Origin of the sequence: Caballeronia sp. GACF4, assembly GCF_023631025.1 — a bacterium.
Classification (GTDB): Bacteria; Pseudomonadota; Gammaproteobacteria; order Burkholderiales; family Burkholderiaceae; genus Caballeronia.
Window position 1 is genome coordinate 66303 of the sequence record NZ_JALQDW010000034.1, and the last position, 21803, is coordinate 88105.

18 protein-coding genes are annotated in these 21803 nt (G+C 61.9%); 5 read left to right on the plus strand and 13 right to left on the minus strand.

Going from position 1 to position 21803, the window contains the following annotated elements:
- The first annotated feature begins 48 nt into the window (after window positions 1-48).
- The 3 genes from NCR40_RS28245 (at window position 49) to NCR40_RS28255 (ending at window position 6299) form a co-directional block, all read left to right on the plus strand.
- Window positions 49-1323 carry an extracellular solute-binding protein gene (locus NCR40_RS28245; protein ID WP_284507882.1) on the plus strand — a complete coding sequence of 425 codons (1275 nt, stop codon included), beginning with the start codon at window positions 49-51 and terminating at the stop codon, window positions 1321-1323.
- A complete protein-coding gene (locus NCR40_RS28250; RefSeq protein WP_250511397.1) occupies window positions 1320-4238 on the plus strand; it encodes a bifunctional diguanylate cyclase/phosphodiesterase in 2919 nt (972 codons plus the stop codon). Before NCR40_RS28245 ends, NCR40_RS28250 begins: the two co-directional genes overlap by 4 nt.
- Before the next feature lie 225 nt (window positions 4239-4463).
- A complete protein-coding gene (locus NCR40_RS28255; RefSeq protein ID WP_250511398.1) occupies window positions 4464-6299 on the plus strand; it encodes a diguanylate cyclase domain-containing protein in 1836 nt (611 codons plus the stop codon).
- A 4-nt stretch (window positions 6300-6303) separates the two neighbouring features.
- Here the strand turns inward: NCR40_RS28255 and NCR40_RS28260 are convergent, their stop codons facing one another.
- The 11 genes from NCR40_RS28260 to NCR40_RS28310 all read right to left on the minus strand — a co-directional run bounded on the left by NCR40_RS28260 (window position 6304) and on the right by NCR40_RS28310 (window position 18496).
- Window positions 6304-7053 (minus strand): tetratricopeptide repeat protein, encoded by a 750-nt coding sequence (locus NCR40_RS28260; protein ID WP_250511399.1) that lies wholly within the window; start codon window positions 7051-7053, stop codon window positions 6304-6306.
- Window positions 7054-7082: 29 nt separating this feature from the next.
- On the minus strand, window positions 7083-8057 hold the full coding sequence (locus NCR40_RS28265; protein ID WP_244831923.1) for a type II secretion system F family protein: 975 nt from the start codon (window positions 8055-8057) through the stop codon (window positions 7083-7085).
- Window positions 8058-8065: 8 nt separating this feature from the next.
- Window positions 8066-9052 (minus strand): type II secretion system F family protein, encoded by a 987-nt coding sequence (locus tag NCR40_RS28270; protein ID WP_250511400.1) that lies wholly within the window; start codon window positions 9050-9052, stop codon window positions 8066-8068.
- Window positions 9045-10427, minus strand: a complete 1383-nt coding sequence (locus NCR40_RS28275; RefSeq protein WP_250511401.1) for a TadA family conjugal transfer-associated ATPase — start codon at window positions 10425-10427, stop codon at window positions 9045-9047. Before NCR40_RS28275 ends, NCR40_RS28270 begins: the two co-directional genes overlap by 8 nt.
- Window positions 10428-10430: 3 nt before the next feature.
- Entirely contained in the window at window positions 10431-11723 is a 1293-nt protein-coding gene (locus NCR40_RS28280; protein WP_250511402.1) for a CpaE/TadZ family protein, read from the minus strand.
- A complete protein-coding gene (locus NCR40_RS28285; RefSeq protein ID WP_250511403.1) occupies window positions 11720-13132 on the minus strand; it encodes a type II and III secretion system protein family protein in 1413 nt (470 codons plus the stop codon). The genes NCR40_RS28280 and NCR40_RS28285 overlap by 4 nt, the downstream gene beginning before the upstream one ends.
- A 15-nt stretch (window positions 13133-13147) precedes the next feature.
- Window positions 13148-14110: a Flp pilus assembly protein CpaB gene (cpaB, locus tag NCR40_RS28290; protein WP_250511404.1), complete on the minus strand. Its 963-nt coding sequence runs from the start codon at window positions 14108-14110 to the stop codon at window positions 13148-13150.
- 29 nt (window positions 14111-14139) lie between these two features.
- Window positions 14140-14646 (minus strand): TadE/TadG family type IV pilus assembly protein, encoded by a 507-nt coding sequence (locus NCR40_RS28295; RefSeq protein WP_250511405.1) that lies wholly within the window; start codon window positions 14644-14646, stop codon window positions 14140-14142.
- Between the two features lie 109 nt (window positions 14647-14755).
- Window positions 14756-16471 (minus strand): ShlB/FhaC/HecB family hemolysin secretion/activation protein, encoded by a 1716-nt coding sequence (locus NCR40_RS28300; RefSeq protein WP_502801040.1) that lies wholly within the window; start codon window positions 16469-16471, stop codon window positions 14756-14758.
- A gap of 111 nt (window positions 16472-16582) precedes the next feature.
- Complete coding sequence (locus NCR40_RS28305; protein ID WP_250511407.1) at window positions 16583-18067, minus strand: collagen-like triple helix repeat-containing protein; 1485 nt, start codon at window positions 18065-18067, stop codon at window positions 16583-16585.
- Window positions 18068-18322: 255 nt separating this feature from the next.
- Window positions 18323-18496, minus strand: a complete 174-nt coding sequence (locus NCR40_RS28310) for a Flp family type IVb pilin (RefSeq protein WP_244831914.1) — start codon at window positions 18494-18496, stop codon at window positions 18323-18325.
- A gap of 419 nt (window positions 18497-18915) precedes the next feature.
- Between NCR40_RS28310 and NCR40_RS28315 the strand changes: the two genes are divergently transcribed.
- Entirely contained in the window at window positions 18916-19227 is a 312-nt protein-coding gene (locus NCR40_RS28315) for a DUF3613 domain-containing protein (protein WP_250511408.1), read from the plus strand.
- A 3-nt stretch (window positions 19228-19230) separates the two neighbouring features.
- Here NCR40_RS28315 and NCR40_RS28320 read toward each other — a convergent pair whose 3' ends face one another.
- Window positions 19231-19680 (minus strand): response regulator, encoded by a 450-nt coding sequence (locus NCR40_RS28320; RefSeq protein WP_250468034.1) that lies wholly within the window; start codon window positions 19678-19680, stop codon window positions 19231-19233.
- Between the two features lie 293 nt (window positions 19681-19973).
- Here NCR40_RS28320 and NCR40_RS28325 point away from each other — a divergent pair, with 293 nt between their 5' ends.
- The gene (locus NCR40_RS28325) at window positions 19974-20408 is read left to right on the plus strand and encodes an NUDIX domain-containing protein (protein ID WP_250493819.1); all 435 of its coding nucleotides are present in this window, start codon (window positions 19974-19976) and stop codon (window positions 20406-20408) included.
- 28 nt (window positions 20409-20436) lie between these two features.
- Here the strand turns inward: NCR40_RS28325 and NCR40_RS28330 are convergent, their stop codons facing one another.
- On the minus strand, window positions 20437-21528 hold the full coding sequence (locus NCR40_RS28330; RefSeq protein ID WP_244831910.1) for a lipopolysaccharide biosynthesis protein: 1092 nt from the start codon (window positions 21526-21528) through the stop codon (window positions 20437-20439).
- Window positions 21529-21803 lie beyond the last annotated feature (275 nt).

Genomic DNA, 21803 nt, shown 5'->3' on the forward strand with positions numbered 1-21803 from the left:
GAAGCGCAAGTGCGACGAATCGGGCTTGCTTCCCTGCTGGCGGGTTTCTTGAGCCTGATACTGCTGTCCTTCGCGGGCTGCCGTCAGGACGACCGCGCCACGTCCGCTGATTCCGCGAATAACGCGGCGGCCGCGCACGAGGTCACGACGATCTCCGCGCTCGTCTGGGCTCCCGACTGGACGGAAGAAATGCTCCAGATCGCGGCGCAATTCAGCAAGTTGAATCCGGATATCCGCGTGAACGTGCAGTTCATGATCGGCAATTCCGTTGAAGAAAATATCAAGCCGCGCGTGGCATCGGGCAATCTGCCGGATTTCGTGAGCGTCAATCCAAACGCTTACGCCGCCGAACTGGCCGATCAAGGCATTCTCGCGGATGTCGGGAATACGGCGGCTTGGAAAGCCATGCTCACGCCGCTCAAGAGCGATTGGACGAGCCGTCAAGGCCGGCACTTCGGCATATCCGGCGGCGTGGCGACGACGCTCATCTATTACAACGAGGCGATGTTCGCACTCGCCGGCATAAAACAGCCGCCGACCAATTTCCGCGAGTTTCTCGCCGCCTGCGCACAACTCAAACGCGCGGGATTCACACCGATCATGTGGAACGGCGGTTTTCCGAACATGCTCGGTAATGGTCCTTTCGGCTCCGGCTTCGCGGATAACGTCGTAGCCCGCGATCCGGCATGGAAAGCGAGAATCGCGGACGGTACGCTCGATTTGAATACGCCCGAAGTCGCCGATATCTTCTCGAAGATTCTTTTATTGCCCGCGCGTCACTACGTGCAGGACGGTTATATGGCAACCGATTACGACGAAGGCATCCGTCTATTCAAGGACGGCGAAGTCGCGATGGCGTTTCATGGAAGCTGGGCCGCCGGTCTTTTGCTGCACGGCAATCCCTTCGAAGTCGGCGTATTCGTGCCGCCGTGGAATGCGCCGGGCAAGGAAGCGGTGCCGGTCGTCGGCAGCGAGACGGGCTTCGCGGTTTGCGAAACGGCGAATAAAGCGGCTGCCACGCGTTTCCTGGATTTCATCGCGGGCAAGGGCTTTTCGGTGATGCAGAGAAAACGCCGCAATATCGCGCCATTCACGCAGGCGTCGGACGCCAGTCTGAGCGATCCGAAAATTGCCGAATACACCGTCATGGTCAGTCATTACCCCGTGACATCCAGCCCGTATTATTCGGTGCTGCCGTCCAATTCGATCGAGCGGCTGCATCGTCTGATGCAGGATGTGCTGCTCGGAAAGATCACGCCCCGGCAGGCCGCGCGCCTCCTGGATGAGTCAGTCAAGAACGAAGCAAAGATGCATTACAAATGAGCTCAATCCTTGGTTCGCTACGACGCGCGTTCGAATTGCTGTCTCTAGATCTTCTGAGACGCGTCGAGATTCGCTATCGCCTGATCGCGGCATTCATTCTGGTTGCGCTGCTGCCCATTCTGATTTCGGGCTATATCTCCTACGTGGAATCGACGGCCGCGATCAAACAGAATGCGGAGATGTTTTCGAAGGAAGTGGTGAAGCAGGTATCGCGCAATATCGCGCTGCGCATGGAGCAACTGGAAACGGAAAGTGCATTGCTCGTGTTGTCGGATCGCGTGCAGGGTGCATTGACCAAGGCTGCGAATGGCAGCGCAAAGGAACGCAGCGAAGCGCGGCAGGACATGACGCGCCTCTTGCTGGATCACTATGGTTCGCTCGGTTATATCAACCAGAAGTATTTGCTGGATCAGCATAACCGCATCATGGATACACAGGCGTTCGCGCAATTGTCGCGCGGCGTCACGCGTCTCGTCGCTCAGGTGCCCGATCGTAACGGACGCCCTTATTGGGGCAGTTATGACGACGGCGTCGGCCAGCAAAATCTCGGCATGGTGCGCGCGATCTTTGGCAAGAACAGCAATCGGCAAATCGGGAATCTCGTGCTGGTGATTCGCCCCGAGCATTTCTCGACGATCTTCTCCGACGTCGCGCTCGGCAACAAGACCGAAATCTATGTACTCGATGCCGGCAACAACAAGGTGATCGTCCGCGCGGAAGGCGGCGCGAGCACCGATGCATCCGCCGCAAAAGACCTCGTCGAGAAGATCGCGCACACGCGGGATGGCGCGCAGCCGAACGGTTTCGTGCCCTTTGAAGGCACGCGGCAGGACCGCTATTTCGCGGCTTACACGCGCATTCCCGGCACCAACTGGTTCGTGGTCAGCACCATTCCCGAGGAGAAACTGACCGCGCAAGTGCAGTCCGTGCGCAACCAGATCATGCTGGTCGGTATCTCGGGCTTTCTGCTTTCGATCATTCTCGCGTACTTCATCTCTTACAGCATCTCGGCGCCGCTCAAGGACCTCGTGCGCAAGATGAACGATGCCGGCACCGACGCAGGCGCGCCTTCGCAAGACCATACGGACGACGCGAAAGACGAACTCGGCCGGCTCGCGCAACGCTTCGAGAAAATGCGCGAAGCGATCAAGCAGAAGATCCAGAAGATCAACGAGATCAACACGACGCTCGAACAGGCTGTCATCGAACGCACGGCGGAACTGGTGACGCGCGAACAGGAATCGCGCACGCTCATCACGAACTCGCCCGACACGATCACGCGATACGACCGCAATCTGAGGCGTATCTATGCCAATCCGGCGTTCTGTGCGTGGACCGGGCGCAACCCTGGCGAACTGCTCGGCAGGCGGCCTTCCGAGATTCCGGGCGGTCCGAACGCGCAACTCTACGAGGAACGCGTACGCGAAGTGATTGCGAGCGCACGAAGCGCGCAATTCGAACTGCGCGCGGTGACGAGCGACGGCGAGGAGCAGTGCACGCACTTTCGCCTGACGCCGGAAATCGACTGGTCGGGCAAGGTAATCTCCGTGCTCGTGGTGGGCCGCGATATCTCCGAGCGCGTGGCATTCGAAGCGACCATCTGGAAGCAGGCCAATTTCGATGCGCTCACGCATCTTCCAAACCGGCAGATGTTCCTGAGCCGGCTGGAATACGAAGCGCGCATGTCGCGTCTGTCGGGGCGGCGCATGGCGCTGATGTTGATCGACCTCGACCGCTTCAAGGAAGTGAACGACTCGCTTGGTCACGACACGGGCGATGTCCTGCTGATCGAAGCCGCGCGCCGCATCACGTCCTGCGTGCGCGGCACCGATACGGTCGCCCGTCTGGGCGGCGACGAATTCACGGTGATCGTGCCGAACGTGGATGACGACAGCGAAAGCATCGAAGAGATGGCGCGCACGATCATCGACACCTTGGCGGAGCCGTTCACGCTCGGTCCCGACGAGGCGTTCATTTCCGCAAGCGTGGGCGTGACGTTTTATCCGGACGACGCGGGCGAACTCGACGTGCTCTTCAAGAATGCCGATCAGGCGATGTACGCGGCCAAGAACGCCGGGCGCAATCGCTTCAGCTACTTCACGCCCGACCTGCAAGTGGCAGCGGAAAAGCGCCTGCGGCTTACGAGCGATCTGCGCACCGCCTTGGCCGAAGAGCAATTCCGCGTCTACTATCAACCGATCGTCGATCTCGCGACCGGGGAAATTCATAAGGCCGAGGCGCTGATTCGCTGGCTGCATCCGGAACGCGGCACCATCAGCCCGCTGGAGTTCATTCCGCTTGCCGAGGATACGGGGCTGATCGTGCCCATCGGCGACTGGGTGTTCAGGCAGGCGGCGCATCAGGCGCGCGACTGGCGCGAGCGCTTTCATCAAGACTTCCAGATCAGTATCAACATGTCGCCGGTGCAGATTCGGCACGACAGCCAGATTTGCACGGAGTGGTCCGACTATCTCGCCCGCCACGGCATGTCCGCGCAAAGCGTCGCGGTGGAGATCACCGAAGGTCTGTTGCTGCATGCCGAAGCAAACATCGACGAAAAGCTGCTGGCTTTCCGCGATGCGGGCATCCGCATTTCCATCGACGACTTCGGCACCGGCTATTCATCGCTGGCTTATCTGACGCGCTTCGATATCGATTATCTGAAGATCGACCGCTCGTTCGTGCACAACCTCGATTCCGACCGGGACAACCAGGCGCTTTGCGAAGCGATGGTCGGACTCGCGCACAAGCTCGGCCTGAAGGTGATTGCGGAAGGCGTGGAGACGATCGAGCAACGCGATTTCCTCGCGGCCGTGGGCTGCGATTTCGCGCAAGGTTTCCTGTATTCGGAGCCCGTGCCGCCCGCGCAATTCGAGCTGCTGATGTGGCCCGACGCGGTGATCGTCGACGTTTAAACTCCACGAAGCGCCGGATAAACGGCGTGAAAAAGCCCCTAATCGGCGAATTGGTTTTCATTCGAGAACGTTAGAGTGCGATGCAAGAAACCCCCGTTGCGTCGCCAGACAGCGCAACGGTTCATCGCAACCGTAACGAGCATTCGACCGATCGTGAATACATGGCATGTAGCGCCGCTGCCCGCGAACGAAAAAAAGAGGCTGCGATTATTGCGGAGTATCGACGTGCTCGATACGCCGCCAGAAGAAGTATTCGACCGCATTACGCGCGTCGTCGCGGAGCTGTTGCAGGTGCCTATCGTGCTGGTGTCGCTCGTCGATGAACACCGGCAGTGGTTCAAGTCGCGAGTAGGGCTCGACGTGTGCGAAACCGCGCGCGACGTATCGTTCTGTTCGCATGCGGTGCATTCCGAGGCGCTTCTCGTCGTCGATGATGCCCTCGCGGATGAACGCTTCGCGAGCAATCCGCTCGTCACGGGCGAGCCCTTCGTGCGCTTTTATGCGGGCGTGCCGCTGCGTTCGGCCGAAGGTCTCGTGCTCGGCACACTCTGCGCTATCGATACGAAGCCGCGCACGTTGTCCGCCAATCTGCGTGCCGCGCTGTGCGATCTGGCGGCGACAGTCGAGCGCGAACTCGTGCAACGCGAAGCGGCCCGCGATACGCGCGAAGTCCAGGAGAACGACCGCCGCCGTTTGAGGCTTTCGGAAACGCGCTTCCATACGATCTTCCAGCAGACGCCGACGGGCAAGGCTATCGTCGATCTCGACGGGCGCTTCATCGAAGTGAATCCGAAGCTGTGCGAGATCACCGGCTACAGCGCGAGCGAACTCGTGCACATGACCTTCCAGGAGATCACGGAAGAAGCGGATCTTGCCGCCGACTTGCAACTCGTCGCGGAACTGCTGAGTGGTGCGCGTCAAACTTATTCGCTTGAAAAACGCTATCGCAAACGAGACGGCGGCACCGTGTGGATTCACCTGAGCGTCGCGCTATTGCGCGATCACGACGGCACGCCGAGCCACTTCGTGAGTGTCATGCAGGACATCACGAGCCGCAGACATAGCGAGCAGCTTTTGCGCGACTATCAGCAGGAACTCGAACGCCGCGTACTCGAACGCACCTGCGAACTGACGAGCAGCCGCATGGCGTTGCAGACGATCACGGACAACCTGCCGATTCTGATCGCTCACGTCGATGCAAATCTCTGCTACCGCTTCAACAACGAGGTGTATCGCGATGTATTCGGCTTCGATCCCATGGCGCTGCGCGGCAAGTCTGTTCGCGAGACCGTGGGCGATGAAGTTTTCGAGTGCAGTTATCCGTTGTTCCAGCGCGTGCTGGCAGGCGAGCGCGTGACGCATGAGGATATCGTCTACAACGTGGAATCCGGACGTGTGTGGAGCGCGACTTATATTCCCGACATGGAGCGCGGCAAGGTGGTCGGTTTCTATGTGATGTCGCAGGACATCACGGAGCGCAAGCAGCGCGAGAATCAAATGCATTCGGAAATCATGCTCGATGCATTGACCGGCCTGCCGAACCGCCGCGCGTTACAAGAGCAGCTGTCGCTGGCGGTGCACTCCGCGCGCGATGAAGAAATTCCGTTTGCGCTCTTCTTCATGGACCTCGACGGTTTCAAAGCCATCAACGACCAGTACGGTCACGACGCGGGCGATGCCTTGCTGAGACAAGTCGCGCACCGCCTGAAGAAAGCGACGCGCGCGACCGATCTGGTCTGCCGCCTCGCGGGCGACGAGTTTGTCTTGCTGGCGCGCGACATTGCATCGGCGAGTGCTTGCAGCCGTATCGCGCAGGATATCTGCCGCGCTATCGGCAAGACGTTCGATCTGGGTCAGCGCGAGGCGCAGCTCGGCACGAGCGTGGGTATCGCGATGTGCGCGGCAGGTTATGCGACATCCACGGAAACGATGCTCGCGGAAGCCGACCGCGCCATGTACGAAGCGAAGCGCAAGGGCCGCAACGGCTTTCGCTTCGCGCCCATATCGGCCGAAGCCGAACTCGCGACGCCGCGCATGGCGGCCGTCAGCGCCGCGGCGTAGTTCCTCACAGCGCTGCGCTGGCCATGCTTGCCGGGCGATGCGAGCGCGCCGCATCCGCGACGCGTTTTGCATCGTCGGCAATAGCCTGCTGCGCGTTCGGCGAAAACTTCTGCTGCGTCATCAGGCTCTGCGCATTCGCGGCCTGACCGCTCGCGAGCAGATACAACGCCACATTGCTCATGGTCTTCGTGCTGTTCGGCGCGAGTTCGGACGCCTTCATCAGCGGCACGCGCGCGCCCTCCACATCGCCTGCACGCAGCAGTGCATAACCGAGATCAGAAAGAATCGGCGCATCGGTCGGGGCGAGATCGGAGGCGTGCGCGAATTGCGCGGCGGCCGCGTCGAAATCGCCTGACTGACCCGACAGCAAGCCCAGTCCACGATAGCCACGCGCGGCGAGCGGCGTCGACAAAAGCGCTTCGTACGCGGTGCGGCTCGCGGCCGCTTGTCCCGTCTGCCGCAATGCATCGGCGCGGCGCAAGGTGGAATCGGCGGAGCGGTTGAAGCGCTTCTCGAAAGCGTCGATATGCGCGAGCGATGCATAGAACATCCCTTCGCTCTGCATCTTGTCGATCAACGCCAGATACATGCCGGGCGTGTCGGGCAACGCGCTCTCACGGTTCGTGCGTTCGAGCGTTGCTTCGTGCTCGGCCTGCGCGCCGAGACCATAGCCGCGATCCTGCTTCGAGGCGCATGCGCCAAGCAAGGCACAGAGAAGAATGGCGCCGATGCGCGCGTGGGTCGTGAAGTTCATGTCTGATCTCGTTGAAAAGGTTGGCCGCGTTACCTGTGCAAGCCGGCCAGCGAATGGAATACGGCGATGAAGCCCGGCCCCGCCGTCATGATGAGAAGCGCGGGCAAGAGCGTCAGCACCATCACGCCCGTCATCTTCACGGTCAATTTGCCGATGCGTTCGCGCAGGCCCGTGCGGCGCATTTCGCGCAGCCGGTCGCCGAATTGCCGCAGCGGTTCCTGCACCGCGCCGCCATGCTGTTCGATTTGAATCATGAGGCGCAGCACGGCGGCGAGATCGTCGCTTTCGTAGCTCGTGGCAAGGCGTTTCATGGCCTGCTCACGCGTGCGGCCTGTCGCGTATTGCCGTTGCGCGAGCGCGAGTTCCTGCGTGAGAATCGGCATCACCTTGGCAAAGTCGCTGACGATGACCGAGATGCTCTGATCGAGCGAAAGCCCCACGCCCTGAAGAATGCGCAACAGGTCGACGAACATTGGCAATTCACCGATGATCGACCGTTGCCGCTTCGTTGCCTTGCGCTTCACATACCACTTCGGCGCCATGAAGCCTACGAGGAGCGCGGCGAAGCACGTCAGCATGAAGCGCGAGCCGTGCACATTGCCGTGCGATGCGAACACCACGAAGGCCGGTAGCACGATCGATGCAACGAGCCGCGCGGCGAGAAAACGGGCGCGGGAGCTTGCATCGGTATGGCCGCAGCGGTCGAGCAGGCGGCGGTCTTCGTCGGCGACGATCATCCGTCCGAGCCGCGATTCGAGCCACTTCGAGCCGACGACATGAGCCATTCCCGTGAGCGAGAAAAAGCGCGGAAATGGTCGCCGGTTTGCGTCGTCTTTTTGCACGGGCGCACTCTGACGGTCGAGCGCGCGTTCGAGCACGCCGGACGCGCGGCGCGAGCGTAAGGTCCGCGAGAACGCGTTCACGCCGATAAGCACGCAACCGAGTGCGGCGGCGACGGCGGCAAGCGCGATAACGAATTGAGCGGGCACGATGCTGTTGTCCATGTGTTGTTTCAATCGCGCAGACGCGCGAGGCGATACAGCAGGAACGCGCCGAGCGTCTGCAGAGCGAACGCGCCGTAGACGAGCTTCTTGCCGAGCACGTCCGTCCACATTGCATCGAAATAGGCGGGGTTCAGCAGGATGATCGCGGCGCCGAGTCCGACCGGCAGCGAGCCGAGTACCCACGACGAAAGCCGCGTCTCGGTGGATAGCGCGACGAGTTCACGATCCGCCTGTTCGAGATCGCGCATGAACGCGGCCATGCGTTCGAGCATTACGTCCGAGCGGCCACCGAATTTGACCGAGATGCGCAACACCGAGCCGATCAGTTCAAACTGCTCCACGCGATACATGCGCGCGACGGCCGTCAACGCCTGATCGATATCCGCGCCGCCCTTCAGACGCGGCATGACCTGGTCGAGGCACTCACGCAATGGATCGTCGGCGGATGCGGCCGCGCCCTGAAAAGCCGCCGGAACGCTATTGCCGATGGTCACGAGCCGCACGATGCCTTCGAGAAACGAAGGCAACTGGCGCACGATGCGCTGATTGCGTTTCTGCGCGCGCCACGTGAGGATCGCGTAGAAGCCGACCGCCGACATCGCGATGGCAACGAGCGCCATCACCATGCCGATACGCGTCCAGCATACGAGCGCCGCCACGCCAGTGAACGCCGCCCACATGGTGAGCGCCGCGCGCGGCTTGCGCACGCTTGCGCGGTGAAAGAGCGCGCCGAGTTCGCCCATGACGCGCTCTATCGCGCGATGAACGTCGCTGCGCGGCGCGACGGCTTCACCCGCTTGCCGATGCTGCGCTTGCGCCACGCGCGCGGAAAGCGGCGGCAACGGTGTCTGCGTACCTGCCGTTTGCATCTGACGCGTGAAGAAATGCTGCGCGAGGCGTGCGTCGCGTTTTTGCAAGCCGCGCATCCACAGCAGCATGCCGCTTGCGGCGCACAGCACGGCGATCATGCAGACGAGTGCGATTCCGCTAGACACCGAAGCCTCCGCTGAAATTGAAGCGGCCTTCTTGCGGCGGGAAGTCTTCGGCGCGCGTCAAGGCGGCAAGCGACTGACGGAACTTCGCGAGCTTCGGTGAATGCGGTTGCAGTCCGAGCGAGGCCCAGTTGTCCGTATCGACGTCATCCGCCGACGTGACCGCTTCATAGTGATAAAGCTCTTGCGTCGCGATGATGTCGTCTGACAGGCCGGTCACTTCCGTCACCGAGAGAATGCGCCGCTTGCCGTTCGAGAGCCGCCCGATTTGCACGATGAAGTCGATGGCATTGGCGATCTGCCGGCGCAAGCTGGCTTCGGTGCCCTGAAAGCCGGCAAAACCCGCAAGCATCTCCAGTCGATAAAGACACTCGCGCGGCGAACTCGCGTGCACGGTTCCCATCGAGCCATCGTGGCCGGTGTTCATCGCCTGAAGCATTTCGAGCACTTCGCCGCCGCGCACTTCGCCCACGATGATGCGGTCCGGCCGCATCCGCAACGTATTGCGCAAGAGATCGCGGATAGCGACGACGCCCGCGCCATCGAAGCCGCCCGGACGGCTTTCGAGCCGCACCACATGCGGATGATTGAGCGACAACTCGGCCGTGTCCTCGATAGTCACGACGCGTTCGTGCTTCGGAATGAAGAACGCGAGCGCGTTGAGCAGCGATGTCTTGCCCGAACTCGTGCCGCCCGAGACCAAAATATTGCAGCGCGCTTCGACGGCAGCCTTCAGCACCGCTGAGATGTTTTCATCGAACGTGCCGTTGGCTAGCAGATCGTCGGGACGTAAAGGGTCGCGGCGAAACTTGCGGATGGAGATCACGGGTCCGTCTATCGACAACGGTTCGATGATCACGTTCAGGCGGCCGCCATCGGGCAGACGCGCGTCGACCATCGGGTTCGACTCGTCGAGCCGTCTGCCGATAGGCGCGAGAATGCGCCGCACGATACGCAGCAAATGCGCATTGTCCGCGAAACGCACGGGCACTTTTTCGAGCATGCCGTGACGCGAAACGTACACGTCGCTATAGCCGTTGATGAGGATGTCTTCCACGGCGGCATCGGCGAGCAAGTCTTCTATCGGGCCGAAACCTGCGAGCTCTTTAGTCAACGCGGCGGCGACCAGGCGCACTTCGCTTTCGTTGAGCGGTATGCGCCGTTGCCGCACGAAGCTGTCCATTTCCGTATCGACGAACTGTTGAATCGTCTGACGCGACCAGCGGCCGAACTCGGCGCCCAATTCCTCGATGCGCGTAAGCAGATGCTCGTGCGCGGCGCTCGCCACATCCTGGAACTGTTGCGAGTGAGCGAAGGCCACGGTTTCGGGGCCCGCTTCGCTCGCGAAGGCAACATCCTGATCGAAGGAAGAGATCATCGCTTAGGCTCGCTTGAAAAGTCTGGCCGATAAACGCGCGAGGCTTGCCGGCGCGACATCGTTCGACGCGCGCACGGGCTCTCCCGCGAGTTGCGCGGCGAGGGCATCGACGGCGCGGACGTAGGGATCGGCGGGCGCGGTATCGCCGAGCAATTGACCTTGATTCACCGCGCGCACGAGTGCTTGCGCACGCGCGGGCAACGTCGCCACGAGCGGCAGCCCAAGACGCGCGGCGAGCGCCTCGGGTCCGAGATTGCAGGCCGGATCGTGCTTGTTGACGATGAGTTCCGGCTTGCGATGACTCGTGCTTTCGGCATCGCGCGCGCTTTCGAGCGCCGTGCAAAGACTCGCCGCCGATACCGCCGACGCGATGTTGGCATCGCAGACGAGCCAGAGCGTGTCGGCGGCTTCGATCAGATGGCTCACGAATTCGAGATTCGAAAAGCCACCGAGATCGACGACCTGATGATCGAAGAACGCGCGCAAGCGTTCGAGCGTTTTGACCGCGGCCGCATAAGAGACGGTGCGCATCTCGGCGAGATCGGCGGGCAGCGTCATCAACGCAAGGCCGCTCGCGTGACGCGCGAATGCGGTATGCACGAAGGTTTCATCGAAGCGGCGCAGGTTGTGCACCGCGTCGTGAAAATGCAGTTCGCTGCGCGTGTCGAGCAGCAGCGTGCTGTCGGCGGCGGGCAGGCCGAGGTCGAGCAGCGCCGCGCCCTGGTTGCGTTTGCCAAGGCGTTTTTGCAGCAGCACCGAAAGGTTCGCCGCAAGCGTGCTGACGCCCGCGCCCGTGCGTGCGCCGAGCAGTACCGTGAGCTTGCCGCGCCTTGCAGGCGCGCTCATTGCCGATGCTTGCGCCATGATGCGGCTCACCATGTCGAGCGCGCGCAAGGCGGCGATCTGCATGGCTTCGGGCGTCGCGTGGCGCGGTTCGATGTCGAGCAGATCGCGTGCGCCCGCGCGCATTGCGGCAAGCGCGATTTCACCGACGGCTTCCGAACCGAGCGCGATCACGGGCAGCAATGGAAACGCGCGATGAACCTCGACGACGAGCATCGTGGCTTCCACGGGCGTATCGAAGTCGATGAACACGAGCGCGGGCGCGGCCGATACAATCTCTTGCACGAGTTGCGCCGCAACGGTCGAGGCGAGCATGACTTCGCCTACCGTGGCGAGCGCGGCGGCGAGACGCGCGATGCGTCCGGGTTGCGCGCTTGCACACAGAAGTCGAGGGCGTGCGCGCTCATCCGCCGATACGGCTTCAGGTGCGAAGCTTTGCGTGGCTGCGGTCATTTGGAGAATCCCGGTGCTTCGTCATCGGATGCCGCGCCTGCCGCGAAGCTGCGCCACACGTTGCCGTCGCGTTGCTCGGACGCGCCCGGCAACGGCGGCACGGCTGCGCCCTTCGCGATAGGCGTGACGAGATGCGGCGTGACGAGAATCACGAGTTCGCGATCCGTCTGCGAGTACTGCAAAGTCTTGAAAAACGTGCCGATGATCGGCAGATCGCCGAGCAGCGGCACCTTGCTCACGTTCGATGCGGTCTCACGATCCACGAGTCCGCCGATCACGAAGCTCTCGCCATCGCCGAGTTCGACGGTGGTTTCGGCGCGGCGCGTGGTGAGCGCTGGCACCGAGACGCCATCCAGCGTGATGGCGTGCGCGAAGTCGAGCTGGCTTGCTTCGGGCGCGACCTTGAGCGCAATGCGATGCGGTCCGAGCACGGTCGGTGTCAACGTGAGACCCACGCCATACGGCTTGTATGTGATGGTCGTGGTGCCGAGCGACTGCGGCACCGGCACGGGAATTTCACCGCCTGCGAGGAAGTTGGCGCTTTGTCCGGAGAGCGCGACGAGCGTCGGTTGCGCGAGCACGCGCGCGAGATTATTGCTTTCCAGAAGGCTCAGATTGGCGAACAGACCACGCGAACTCGAATTGAGCAGCAGGTTGAACGCGGCGCCGATTGGCGAGGCGGACGTGACATCGAGTGTGCCGCCCGCATTGCGCGACGCGCTGCCGAGTGAACTCGGCGCGAACGTACCGAACGCAAAGCCCGCGTTGTTCTGCGAGAACAGGTTGAAGCCCGCTTCCTTTAACACCGACTTGCTGAACTCGACCACTTTGACATCGACCTGAACGACGCTCTTGGTGGCAACGATGGAGGTATCGACGACCGCGCCGTCCTTGCCCACCGATGCCTTCGCCGCCGCGACCGCGCGTTCATGCGTTTCCATCGTCGCGGCCGAGCCTTGCACGAGCGCCGTGTTGCCGAGCACGTTGACGGTGGGCGTCGCGCCATCGACGAGTGCCGCGCTTGCTTGAGACTCGACTTGCACATGCCAGGTGAGCGGCGTCTTGCGGCCTTGTTCCCACAGCATGACGTCGGTGTTGCCGGGCGCTTTGCCGACCAGCATCACGCCGTCGTTGCCCTTCAGCACGAGCACGTCCGCGACGGCTGGATCGCCCACGGCGACGCGTTGCAACGCGCGTCCCAGCATGAGCGGCTTTTGTGCGCCGCTGGTCAGTTTGATGGCTTCGGCTTGCGCGGGCGACTGGTTTGGCGTCGTCTGCGGCTTCTGTGCGTTCGGCTTCTTCGAGGACGCGTGCGAATGACGCGCTTCTGCGGGCGTGGCCGCAAGCATCGAGAGTGCGCAGGCGAATGCGATACGACGCGCGGCGCGGGAAAGAGGAAGTTGATACATGATCTCGATGGCCAATCAGGGGTTCGACACGGTTTCGCTATGCGAGCCGCGAATGACTTCGATGCCGCTCGCCGACGCGACCTTGCGCGACGCAACTGCACCGCCGGTTGCGAGCGCGGCGGGAAGCGGCGGGAGCATCGGCGCGGCGGCGAGCATCGCGGAAGCTGGTGGCGCAGGGCGCGATGTGCCGCCCGAAAGTGTCGCGAGCGAGACGCCCGCCGCGGCGCGCGCTATCGGCGACTGAGCGGATGCATTGCGTGCCTGCGAATCCGTGCTGGCCGTATCGGCGGGATTACGCAGCGCGAGCAAGAGACGGCCGCTGTTTTCTGCAAGCGTGAGCGTGTCGATGTCGTCGACGCGCACACCGAGCACGGCGGTACGCGCGGCCGTTGCATGGTTCGTTGCGTTGGTGGCGTTAGCGGCATTAGTGGCTGCATCGCCCGCGATGACGCTGTCGCCAAAGCCGAGCACGCGCACTTTCGAAAGCAGCAAGCGTGCGTGGCTCGCGGGGATTTCTCCGTCCGTCACGGAATCGCGCTTGAGCACGACGAAGACATCGACGGCATCGCCCGGCTTCACGAGATTGTTCACCGCGTTCGATTCGTCGACGCGAATCGCGATTGCGCGCTCGCCCGGTTCGATAGCCGCCGTGAGTCCGCCCGCGAGCACACCATCGGTCAACGCGCTGCCAGCCGGAACGCGTACAACCGGCACACGGCCAAGCAATATGGATGCCGAACTAAATGCGTCCGTGGGCAGAACGGCTTGCGTCTGCATGGTGAGATCGTCGGCGGTGAGCGCCTTGCCGGGCAAGAGATCGTGCGCCGCGACGATCACCGTCACCGCAGGCGAACCGGCCGGCATGACGAGTGGCGCGCGTGACGCGGGCGCGGCGCGCGTCAACGTGACGGCATAGAGGCCGAGCAGTGCAGCCAGCGCGAACAGCGCGATTGCAATGATGCGGGAAACGTTGGCCATGACATCGGTTCTTCAAAAAAAGTCAGCGTTCAAAGCACGCTGTCGGGATTGAGTTGCACGCTCGCGTTCGCCGTGAGTTTCGCCGGCAACGCTAGCGATAAAAGCGGCAGCGTCGGTACGAGCGGATTCGATGCGTAGTCGTAAGACAGCGCGACGGCGACGCATTGCATCGTCGTGTCGTAGGCGCACGGCGCGCGGCTTGCCGTACACGTCGATGCAGAGCCGAGCCAGTTCTTCAGGCCGTTAGCCGTGGTGCAGGTTGCAGCCGTGCGTAGATCGAGCGCTTGCGCCGTGGTGGTCGCGCCACGCTGATAACGCAACGCGGCGCGCGCACCTTCTTCCGCCGAGAGCGTGAGCGACTGCTGCGCGACGAAGATGAGGCTATACGTGACGATCGCGTAGAAGATGAGAAAGAAGAGCGGAAACACGATCGCGAATTCGAGGGCCGTGGCGCCTTCTTCATCACGCGCGAAACGCGGCACGAAGCGACTTGCGGTCGATTCGTCGTGCGTGTTTCGGATCGTGGTGTGGTTCATGGTTCTCTGCTCGCCAATGCTCTGTTATGTTCGACTGCTCATAACTACTTAACGGTACTGAGTACCTGTCCTTGAGCGCGATAAACGCCGTAAAAATAGGCCTTATCGCTCAATTCAACTGGTACGAGAATGTCGCGTTGACACGCGGACTACGCGATGAACTTTCGATGGGCGCATCGCCTATGGCACGCGCCACCGAGAGGTCGATGTTGTAGTGCTTCGCATCCGAAATGCGGAAGCCGATGCCCACCGAAGACAAGCGACGCGGCGTCGGCGTACCGCCATGCAGGAAGATGCGGGCCATGTCGACGGATGCATACGGCGTGAGCGATTTCAAATACGCCCATTCGAGCGGCAGCGGCCGGTTCACTTCGAAGGACGCGCCCGAGCCCGAATCGCCCGACACTTCGCCCGGTTGATAACCCAGCGCGAAGCGCTGTGCACCGAACGAAATCTGTTCGGAGGTCGGCAAGGTATCTGGCGAGAACTGCCCCGTCATGGCGACCACCGTGCCGATCTTGAACGGCCAGTCGTTGGTCTGCGTGTAGGTGGCGCCCGTGCGCAGGAAGGTCAGCGAAACCGGGTTCTGCAGTTGCAGGCCGACAATGTTGCTCTCCGCCGTCTTCGATGCGCCGAGCACATCGAATGCCTTCGCTATCTGAACATTCACACGACGCGTGACGCCTGTCTGAATGCCGGTGTAGTCGAGCGACAACTGCGCGACGCGAATTTGCGAACGTTGCGTAAGTTGCGGATTGCCCGCGACAATCATGTTCTTCAAGCGGTCTTCGTCATGCGTGGCATACACGGTCGCCGTGCCGAGCAGACTCTTCGAGTTGCTCAAAATGAACGGATAGATCGCTGACAGCGCGAGCTTGTCGTTCACCACGGTGCGCTCGATATACGAAGGCAGGCCGGGGTTATCGACTGGATGGCCGTAGTAATGCGAGGCATCGACTTTCATTGCGAAGCCATCGGAACCGACGGGCGCCATCGCATTGATGCCGTAGTAAGTCGAATCGTTGCGGCCCTTCGGTGCGAGCGCGGATGCCGTGATCGATTCGCCGAGTCCCAGCAGCCCGTTCTCCGTCGCACTGAAAATGCCCTGCAGCCCCGGATGATTCACGTCGATACCCGTGCTCACGTTGAAGCGTTTGCGCGTGACGTTGAGCTCCATCGTCGTGGCGCCGTTGGTGTTCTGCGGCGGCGCGACGGTGGCATCGATCTTCGCGCCGGGAATCATGCCGAGCACGTTGATATAGCGCTCGAAAGTGGCTTGACGCAAGGGACGGTCGGCGGCAATGCGCTCTGCGATCGCACGAATGCGCTTCTCGAGATTGCCGGGCTCGCCCTTGATCTTGATGTCCGATACGTAGCCCTCGACGATCGTCACGCGCACGACGCCTTTCTCGAAGGTCTGCGCCGGCACGAACGCGAACGAGAGTGCGTAGCCGCGTTCCTTGTAGAGCGCGGTCACGCCGTTCGCGGTTTCCACCAGTTGCCCGATGGTGATGTCGGTGCCCACGAACGACGTGAAACGTTTGGCGACTTCATCGAAGGGAATCGACTTCACGCCTTCGATCTGAATCGACGATGGCGTGATGTGCCGCGCGAGCAGCTCCTGAAGCTGTTGTTGCGGCGCCTTGACTTCGACTTCGACCGAGGGCGGTCGCGCCGGAGCGTTCACTTGCGGTAAAGCGTCGAGCGGGTTGCTGCCGACGCTCGAGCGCGGCGCGGCGGCCGGTGTCTGGGCGTGCGCAATCTGCGTCATTGCGAGTGCGGCCACGAGTGCGGTCGTTTTCCAGGTACCCATTTCAGTTCCGATTCTCTTCGTATGTCGTCTGACTGTTGATCGCGCGACGCACGCCTCGCGAAGTTGCGGTGATTTGCAGGATCGCGAGGCTGCGTGTCTTGCTTCGTGCTTCGTTGCTTCGACTTAGCGACGCAGGCCGCCGAGCGCGCCGCCGAGCGTCGTGGTGACGCCCGTCAGCAGGCCGCCCACGACGCCGCCGTTGGTCGAACCGGTGCTCGCCGTTGCGCCCACGCCAGCAGTGACAGTTGCCGTCGTGGTCGTGGCGGCGGCTGCGGGCGCGGTCGTCGTCGCGGGCGCGGTTCTGACGCCGCTCGTGACCGGCGCGAGCACCGTGCTGACCACGGTCGTGACCGGAGCCAGCAGCGAGGTCGTCGCAGGCGATGACGTCACGGTGTTGACGGTGCCCGCCACGGTGGATACGACACCGCTCACGACGCCCGCGACCGGTGTGGTGCCGGTTGCAGTCGTCACGCCGGTGACGGTGTTGCCAAGCGAAGTGCCGAGCGTCGTTGCCGGTTTGCCGCCGACGAGCGTGCCCGTGGTCGCGACCGTCGTACCGACAGCCGAAACCAGCGTGCCCGTGCCGGACGTGACCGGATTCGAGCTCGCGGTCAGCTTCTGGCCGCCCGCGGCGAGGTTCGAACCGAGCGCAGTCAAAAGACCAGCGGCAGGTGCGCCGACACCGGTTGCCGTGCCGACGGTCTGCGTCGCGGTGCCGATTATCGAGGTGATCGGAGCGATGGCGGTCGTCGCTTGCGTCGTCAGTTGCTGGACAGGTGCGCTAGACAACGCGGCCGTCAGATTGCCGCCGGTTTGCGAGACCACGCCGCCGACACCGCTCGTGAGCGCGCCAACGGGCGTCGTGATGGCGGCGAGCGGAGCAAGCGGGCCACTGCCGAGGCTCGTGACGGCGTTTCCGCCGCTCGTGACGGCATCGCCGAGTTTTTGCACCACGCCGCCGACGCTCGTCACGGTCGTGCCGACTGCGTTCGGGTTGGAGCCGAGCGAGCCGATGCCATTGCCCACGCCGTCGCCGAGCGTCGAGACCGCCGCGCCCACGTTTTGCACGACGCCGCCAAGGTTCTTGGTGGTGCCGTCGGAGAGGCCGGGCACTTTAGCACTGCCAACAGCCGTGCCGAGACCGGTGACGGTTTCGCCTGCGGCGGTCACGATGTTGCTAGCCTTGTCGACCACTTGCGCGACCGGCTGCGGCGTGACGGTGGGCGTGCCGCCGTTGCCACCATTGCCGCCGCCACCGCCTCCGCCGCCGTTACCACCACCGCCGCCGTTACCGTTACCGCCACCGCCGTTACCGCCGCCCGTACCGGTCTTGACCGTCGCGCCGACAGTACCGCCTGCGCTGGCTTCGATTGTCGTGGCGTTTGCGTCGGTGTTCGACGCGGTGCTGGTATCGCGTGCGCCCGTCGTGGGATGCTCCTGCTGCGTGCCGTCGGTCGAAGCGGTGGCAGCCGGATGGCTGGCTGCTCCGCCCGTCGATTTGTTGACCGAGCCCGAGCCCCCGCAGGCGCTCAACGCCAGAAGCAGGGCCACGGCCGCGGCTGCCCCGGTCATGCGAATGGTTTCGCCTTTGAGACTGGATGTCTTCATTTTTCTCTCAGATATATATTTTTGATTCGACGGCTATCCGTGGTAATTGCATCGAGCAAATACCGGTTTGAATGCCGCTTTTTAAAAGCACGTCATTTGCGCGCGGATGAAATCGGAGATTCGATTGCGCGTAAATAAACGCGCGCCGGCCTGCGGAATGGCTACAGGCGTGCACGGACCACCGCGACTTGTGATCGCGGTTCATCGACGGCAAGGCGCTTCCCGACGGAAATGGCGGGAGTACGACGTCCGGACTTAATGGACGGTCGCTAGCTTGGCCGTGATGCTGTTGAAAGTGGTCTCGAGTTGACCGGCAAGGCCGCCGACAGCGGTCATGATGCCAAGCGCAAGTACGCCGGCGATCAGGCCGTATTCAATGGCGGTAATGCCGCGCGTATCCTTGAGATAGCGCTTGAAGAAGTGCGTCATGATGATCCTCGGGTTCTACGTTTTGCTGTCTTCTGCCCGGTGCACGGGATTCTTCGTCTGCATCGGTAGCCGCCTCTCTCAGTTGACGGATCCGAAGTTTGTGTGTGCGCAGACGCTTCGTCTAATGCCCAGGCCTCTCTAAGGCTCTGGTATTACTCTCGCCCGTATGTCGGGTGAGTAGAAGTAAGGGTTATCGAGTTCGGCATGCTGCTGGCGGAATCGCAACCTGACTTCATATTTTTGATTACGGCCGTCAACTTGAGGACATTAGGTTTTTTGTGGAAATTTTTGGACCGCATGGTTAACGCTTACTTCGTTTTTACCGATTAGCCGTTTTTAAAGACTTGTCTCGTTGTAAATCCTGTCTTTTGGCTTGAATCAGCCGATAAAAGATATATCGGCGCGCGTTGATTTGGCACGTGCGTCCGGATTTTATATTTAACGCGGATATTCAAAAAATGAAACGGCTTATATTCAGCTTGATGGGCGCTGCGCTGGTAACGAACGCAGGCGCTGTCTTTTCGGAAGAGCAAGGAGCGAGAATTGGCGATGCCGCCAGCGCGTGGTTTGCCATGCAGGCGCAGGGAAGCGCGTCGGCACCATATGAACCGATGCTCGGCGTCGAGGCGAGCGCCGCCCGTGCGCGCTACCTCAAAACCTTCGAAAAAGAGATTCCAGATCGGTTCGGATCGACGGTGAAAGACAGCAGCGCGTCGAACGGCGGAGGTTGAGCCTTATGGTTCGCGGCGGGGAGAACCGGGCGGCGTCTCGTTGAGCACGGCCCAGAACATCCCCAGATCGCTGATCGCGCGGAAGAACTCGGCAAGCTCGACCGGCTTCACGACGTAGGCGTTCACGCCGAGTTCATAGCTGCGGATGAGATCGCGTTCTTCGCGCGACGAAGTCAGCATGACGACGGGAATGGTTTTCAGCGACGCGTTCGCGCGGATCAGCTGCAGCAATTCGAGTCCGTCGATTTTCGGCAGCTTCAGATCGAGCAGGATGACGGCGGGATTGCCCGGCACGCGTTCGCGCCACTCGCCATCGCCAAGAAGATAGTCGATGCCTTCCTGGCCGTCACGCGCCACCACGATGTCGTTGGCGAGATGGGTCTTTGCAAGCGCAAGCAGCGTGAGTTCGAGATCATTCGGGTTGTCCTCGACGAGCAGGATCGGCTTGAACATCATGGTCTCTGCGGTGGCGGCTCGTGAGGGTGCGCGCATTATGGCGCAAGTGGCGTGTGCTTCAAACTGTTGTGCAACGTTCCGTCCGCCGTGTTTGCATAACAAGCCGCAAGACCCGGCAAATACGCCTCATATCAAGTTACTTTCGGTCAATATGACGGCCATAGCGGCGTCACGGATTGCATCGCATGCACGTTCTGCGTTAAAAGAAACGATGCCCGCCGAATCTGGAATCATTCTCAGACAAGCGCGGCCAAAGCAAGCATGCAAATCACGACTGGGAGACGGGGACAATGAGGGTTCGCGCAACTGTGCTGGTGGTTCGCCATGACGCGGTGTTGCTCGTCAGGCAACGCGGTGGCCCGTGGTATCTGCCGGGCGGTGAAGTAAGGCATAACGAGTTGGTGATGGCCGCGGCGATCCGCGAACTGCACGAGGGAACCGGCGCCGAGGCGAGCGCGGCGGCCTTTATGTGGCAGCACGTATCCGCGCAGCATCTGCATCATGTTTTTCGCGTTGCCATTCCAGCGGATGCTCGGCTGTTCACGAATCCGGGGCAGGGCGTCGACGAGGTGCGCTGGGTCAACATCCCCCTGCTGCACACCATGCCGGTTACGCCCGGCACCAAGGCGATCCTTGCACGCGCCGCCGGTATCAACGGCAGCGTGGGCCGTGCACCGCCGTGGGCGAACAAGGGTTTCGGCGCGGGCAGACCGGCCGATTTCTGAAGCCGGCGCGGTCCGCCCGCTCTCTGCATCACCTCGGGTTGCTCTGCACGAAGCTCCGGTAGGCCCAGTACGCGTCCTTCTGCGTCTTGCCGTCCGCTTGCAGCATGCCGTAGTTGCCTTCGCTGTCGTCGTATAGCTCGTACGCCTGGATCGACTGGATGTTGTACTTCGACGCCACGCTCACGAACTGCGCCATCATGTCGTTGCCCGTCAGATACGACGCGATCTGCTGATCCGAGCCATAGTTCGGACGCACGCCAAACTCGTTGATCCAGATCGGTTTGCCCATGTTGTGAAGCACGGCGAGCACATCGTGACAGCCCGTGCCGCCACATGCGTTCGTGATGTCGCCTTCGTTCGAATACCAGTGCCATGCGGTGATGTCCCAGCTGACTGTCGGATGGCCCCATGTGCCGTCAGGCTGCGAGCCGTCCGCGAGCATCTGGTAGAACGAGTAGTGCAGCCACGTTCCGCCAAGCACGATCTGTCCGCCGCTATCCACCGAGCGCACGCCCGCAATCAGGCCGCGAATGACACCGCGTGCAACCTGATACTGGTGGTTGTTGTACTGCTGCCAGAAAACGCCGTCGACGTTGCCATTCAGCGTATTGGCTTCGAGTTCGTTGGAGATCTCGTAGTACGGGTAGTGATACGCGTTGGCCGTTTGCTGGCCGAGCGTGAACGCGGCGTTGTAGGCGTCGTCTTCGCTGTTGAAGTCGATACCCATCATCATCACGGGATACACCGTCACGCCGCCGTCGGCCATCGTCTTTGCAATGCCGGCGAGCTTCGTCGCGGATGCCTGGTTGTACACCTCGTTGCGATAAATCTTCGCGCCCAAATCCTGCAATTGCGACAACTGTTGCTGCGGGCTGGATGCGTCGTAGGCGCCGCCGCCGTTGTTGTGGCCGTTCATGCCGTAGAAAATCGAACCATTGTTCGCGGCTTTCGACGTGGCTTTGAGCTCGGACGCGCTCTTGCCCGTGGCGGCATCCACCGCGCTGTCGCTGCTGCCGCCGCATGCCGCGAGCAACAGGCTCGTTGCGACGGCGGCAGCGATAACCGTGGCCTTAGGCGTGGCGAAGTAAGGAAAAACCGGAAGCGATGTAAGTTTCTTCATAAGATTTCGGCGTACTAATGAAAGTATGGGCGTCCGTGCGCGAAAAGGCGCTTGCCGATGCTGCATGCGGCAGGATGGATGCCTCGACGACCGCCAACCACATGTCCCATTACTACGGGATGCGAACGGTCGTTAGCAGAACGAACGATTCGTTTCTGCAGTTGAAAAGGGGCTGACCTGCGCCAGACGGATAAACGTTGGCGGGCAACCGCGGCGGCAATACGTATGTGCTGATGCGGCTCATGCCTGCCGCTGCCCGACGGATGACAGCCTGT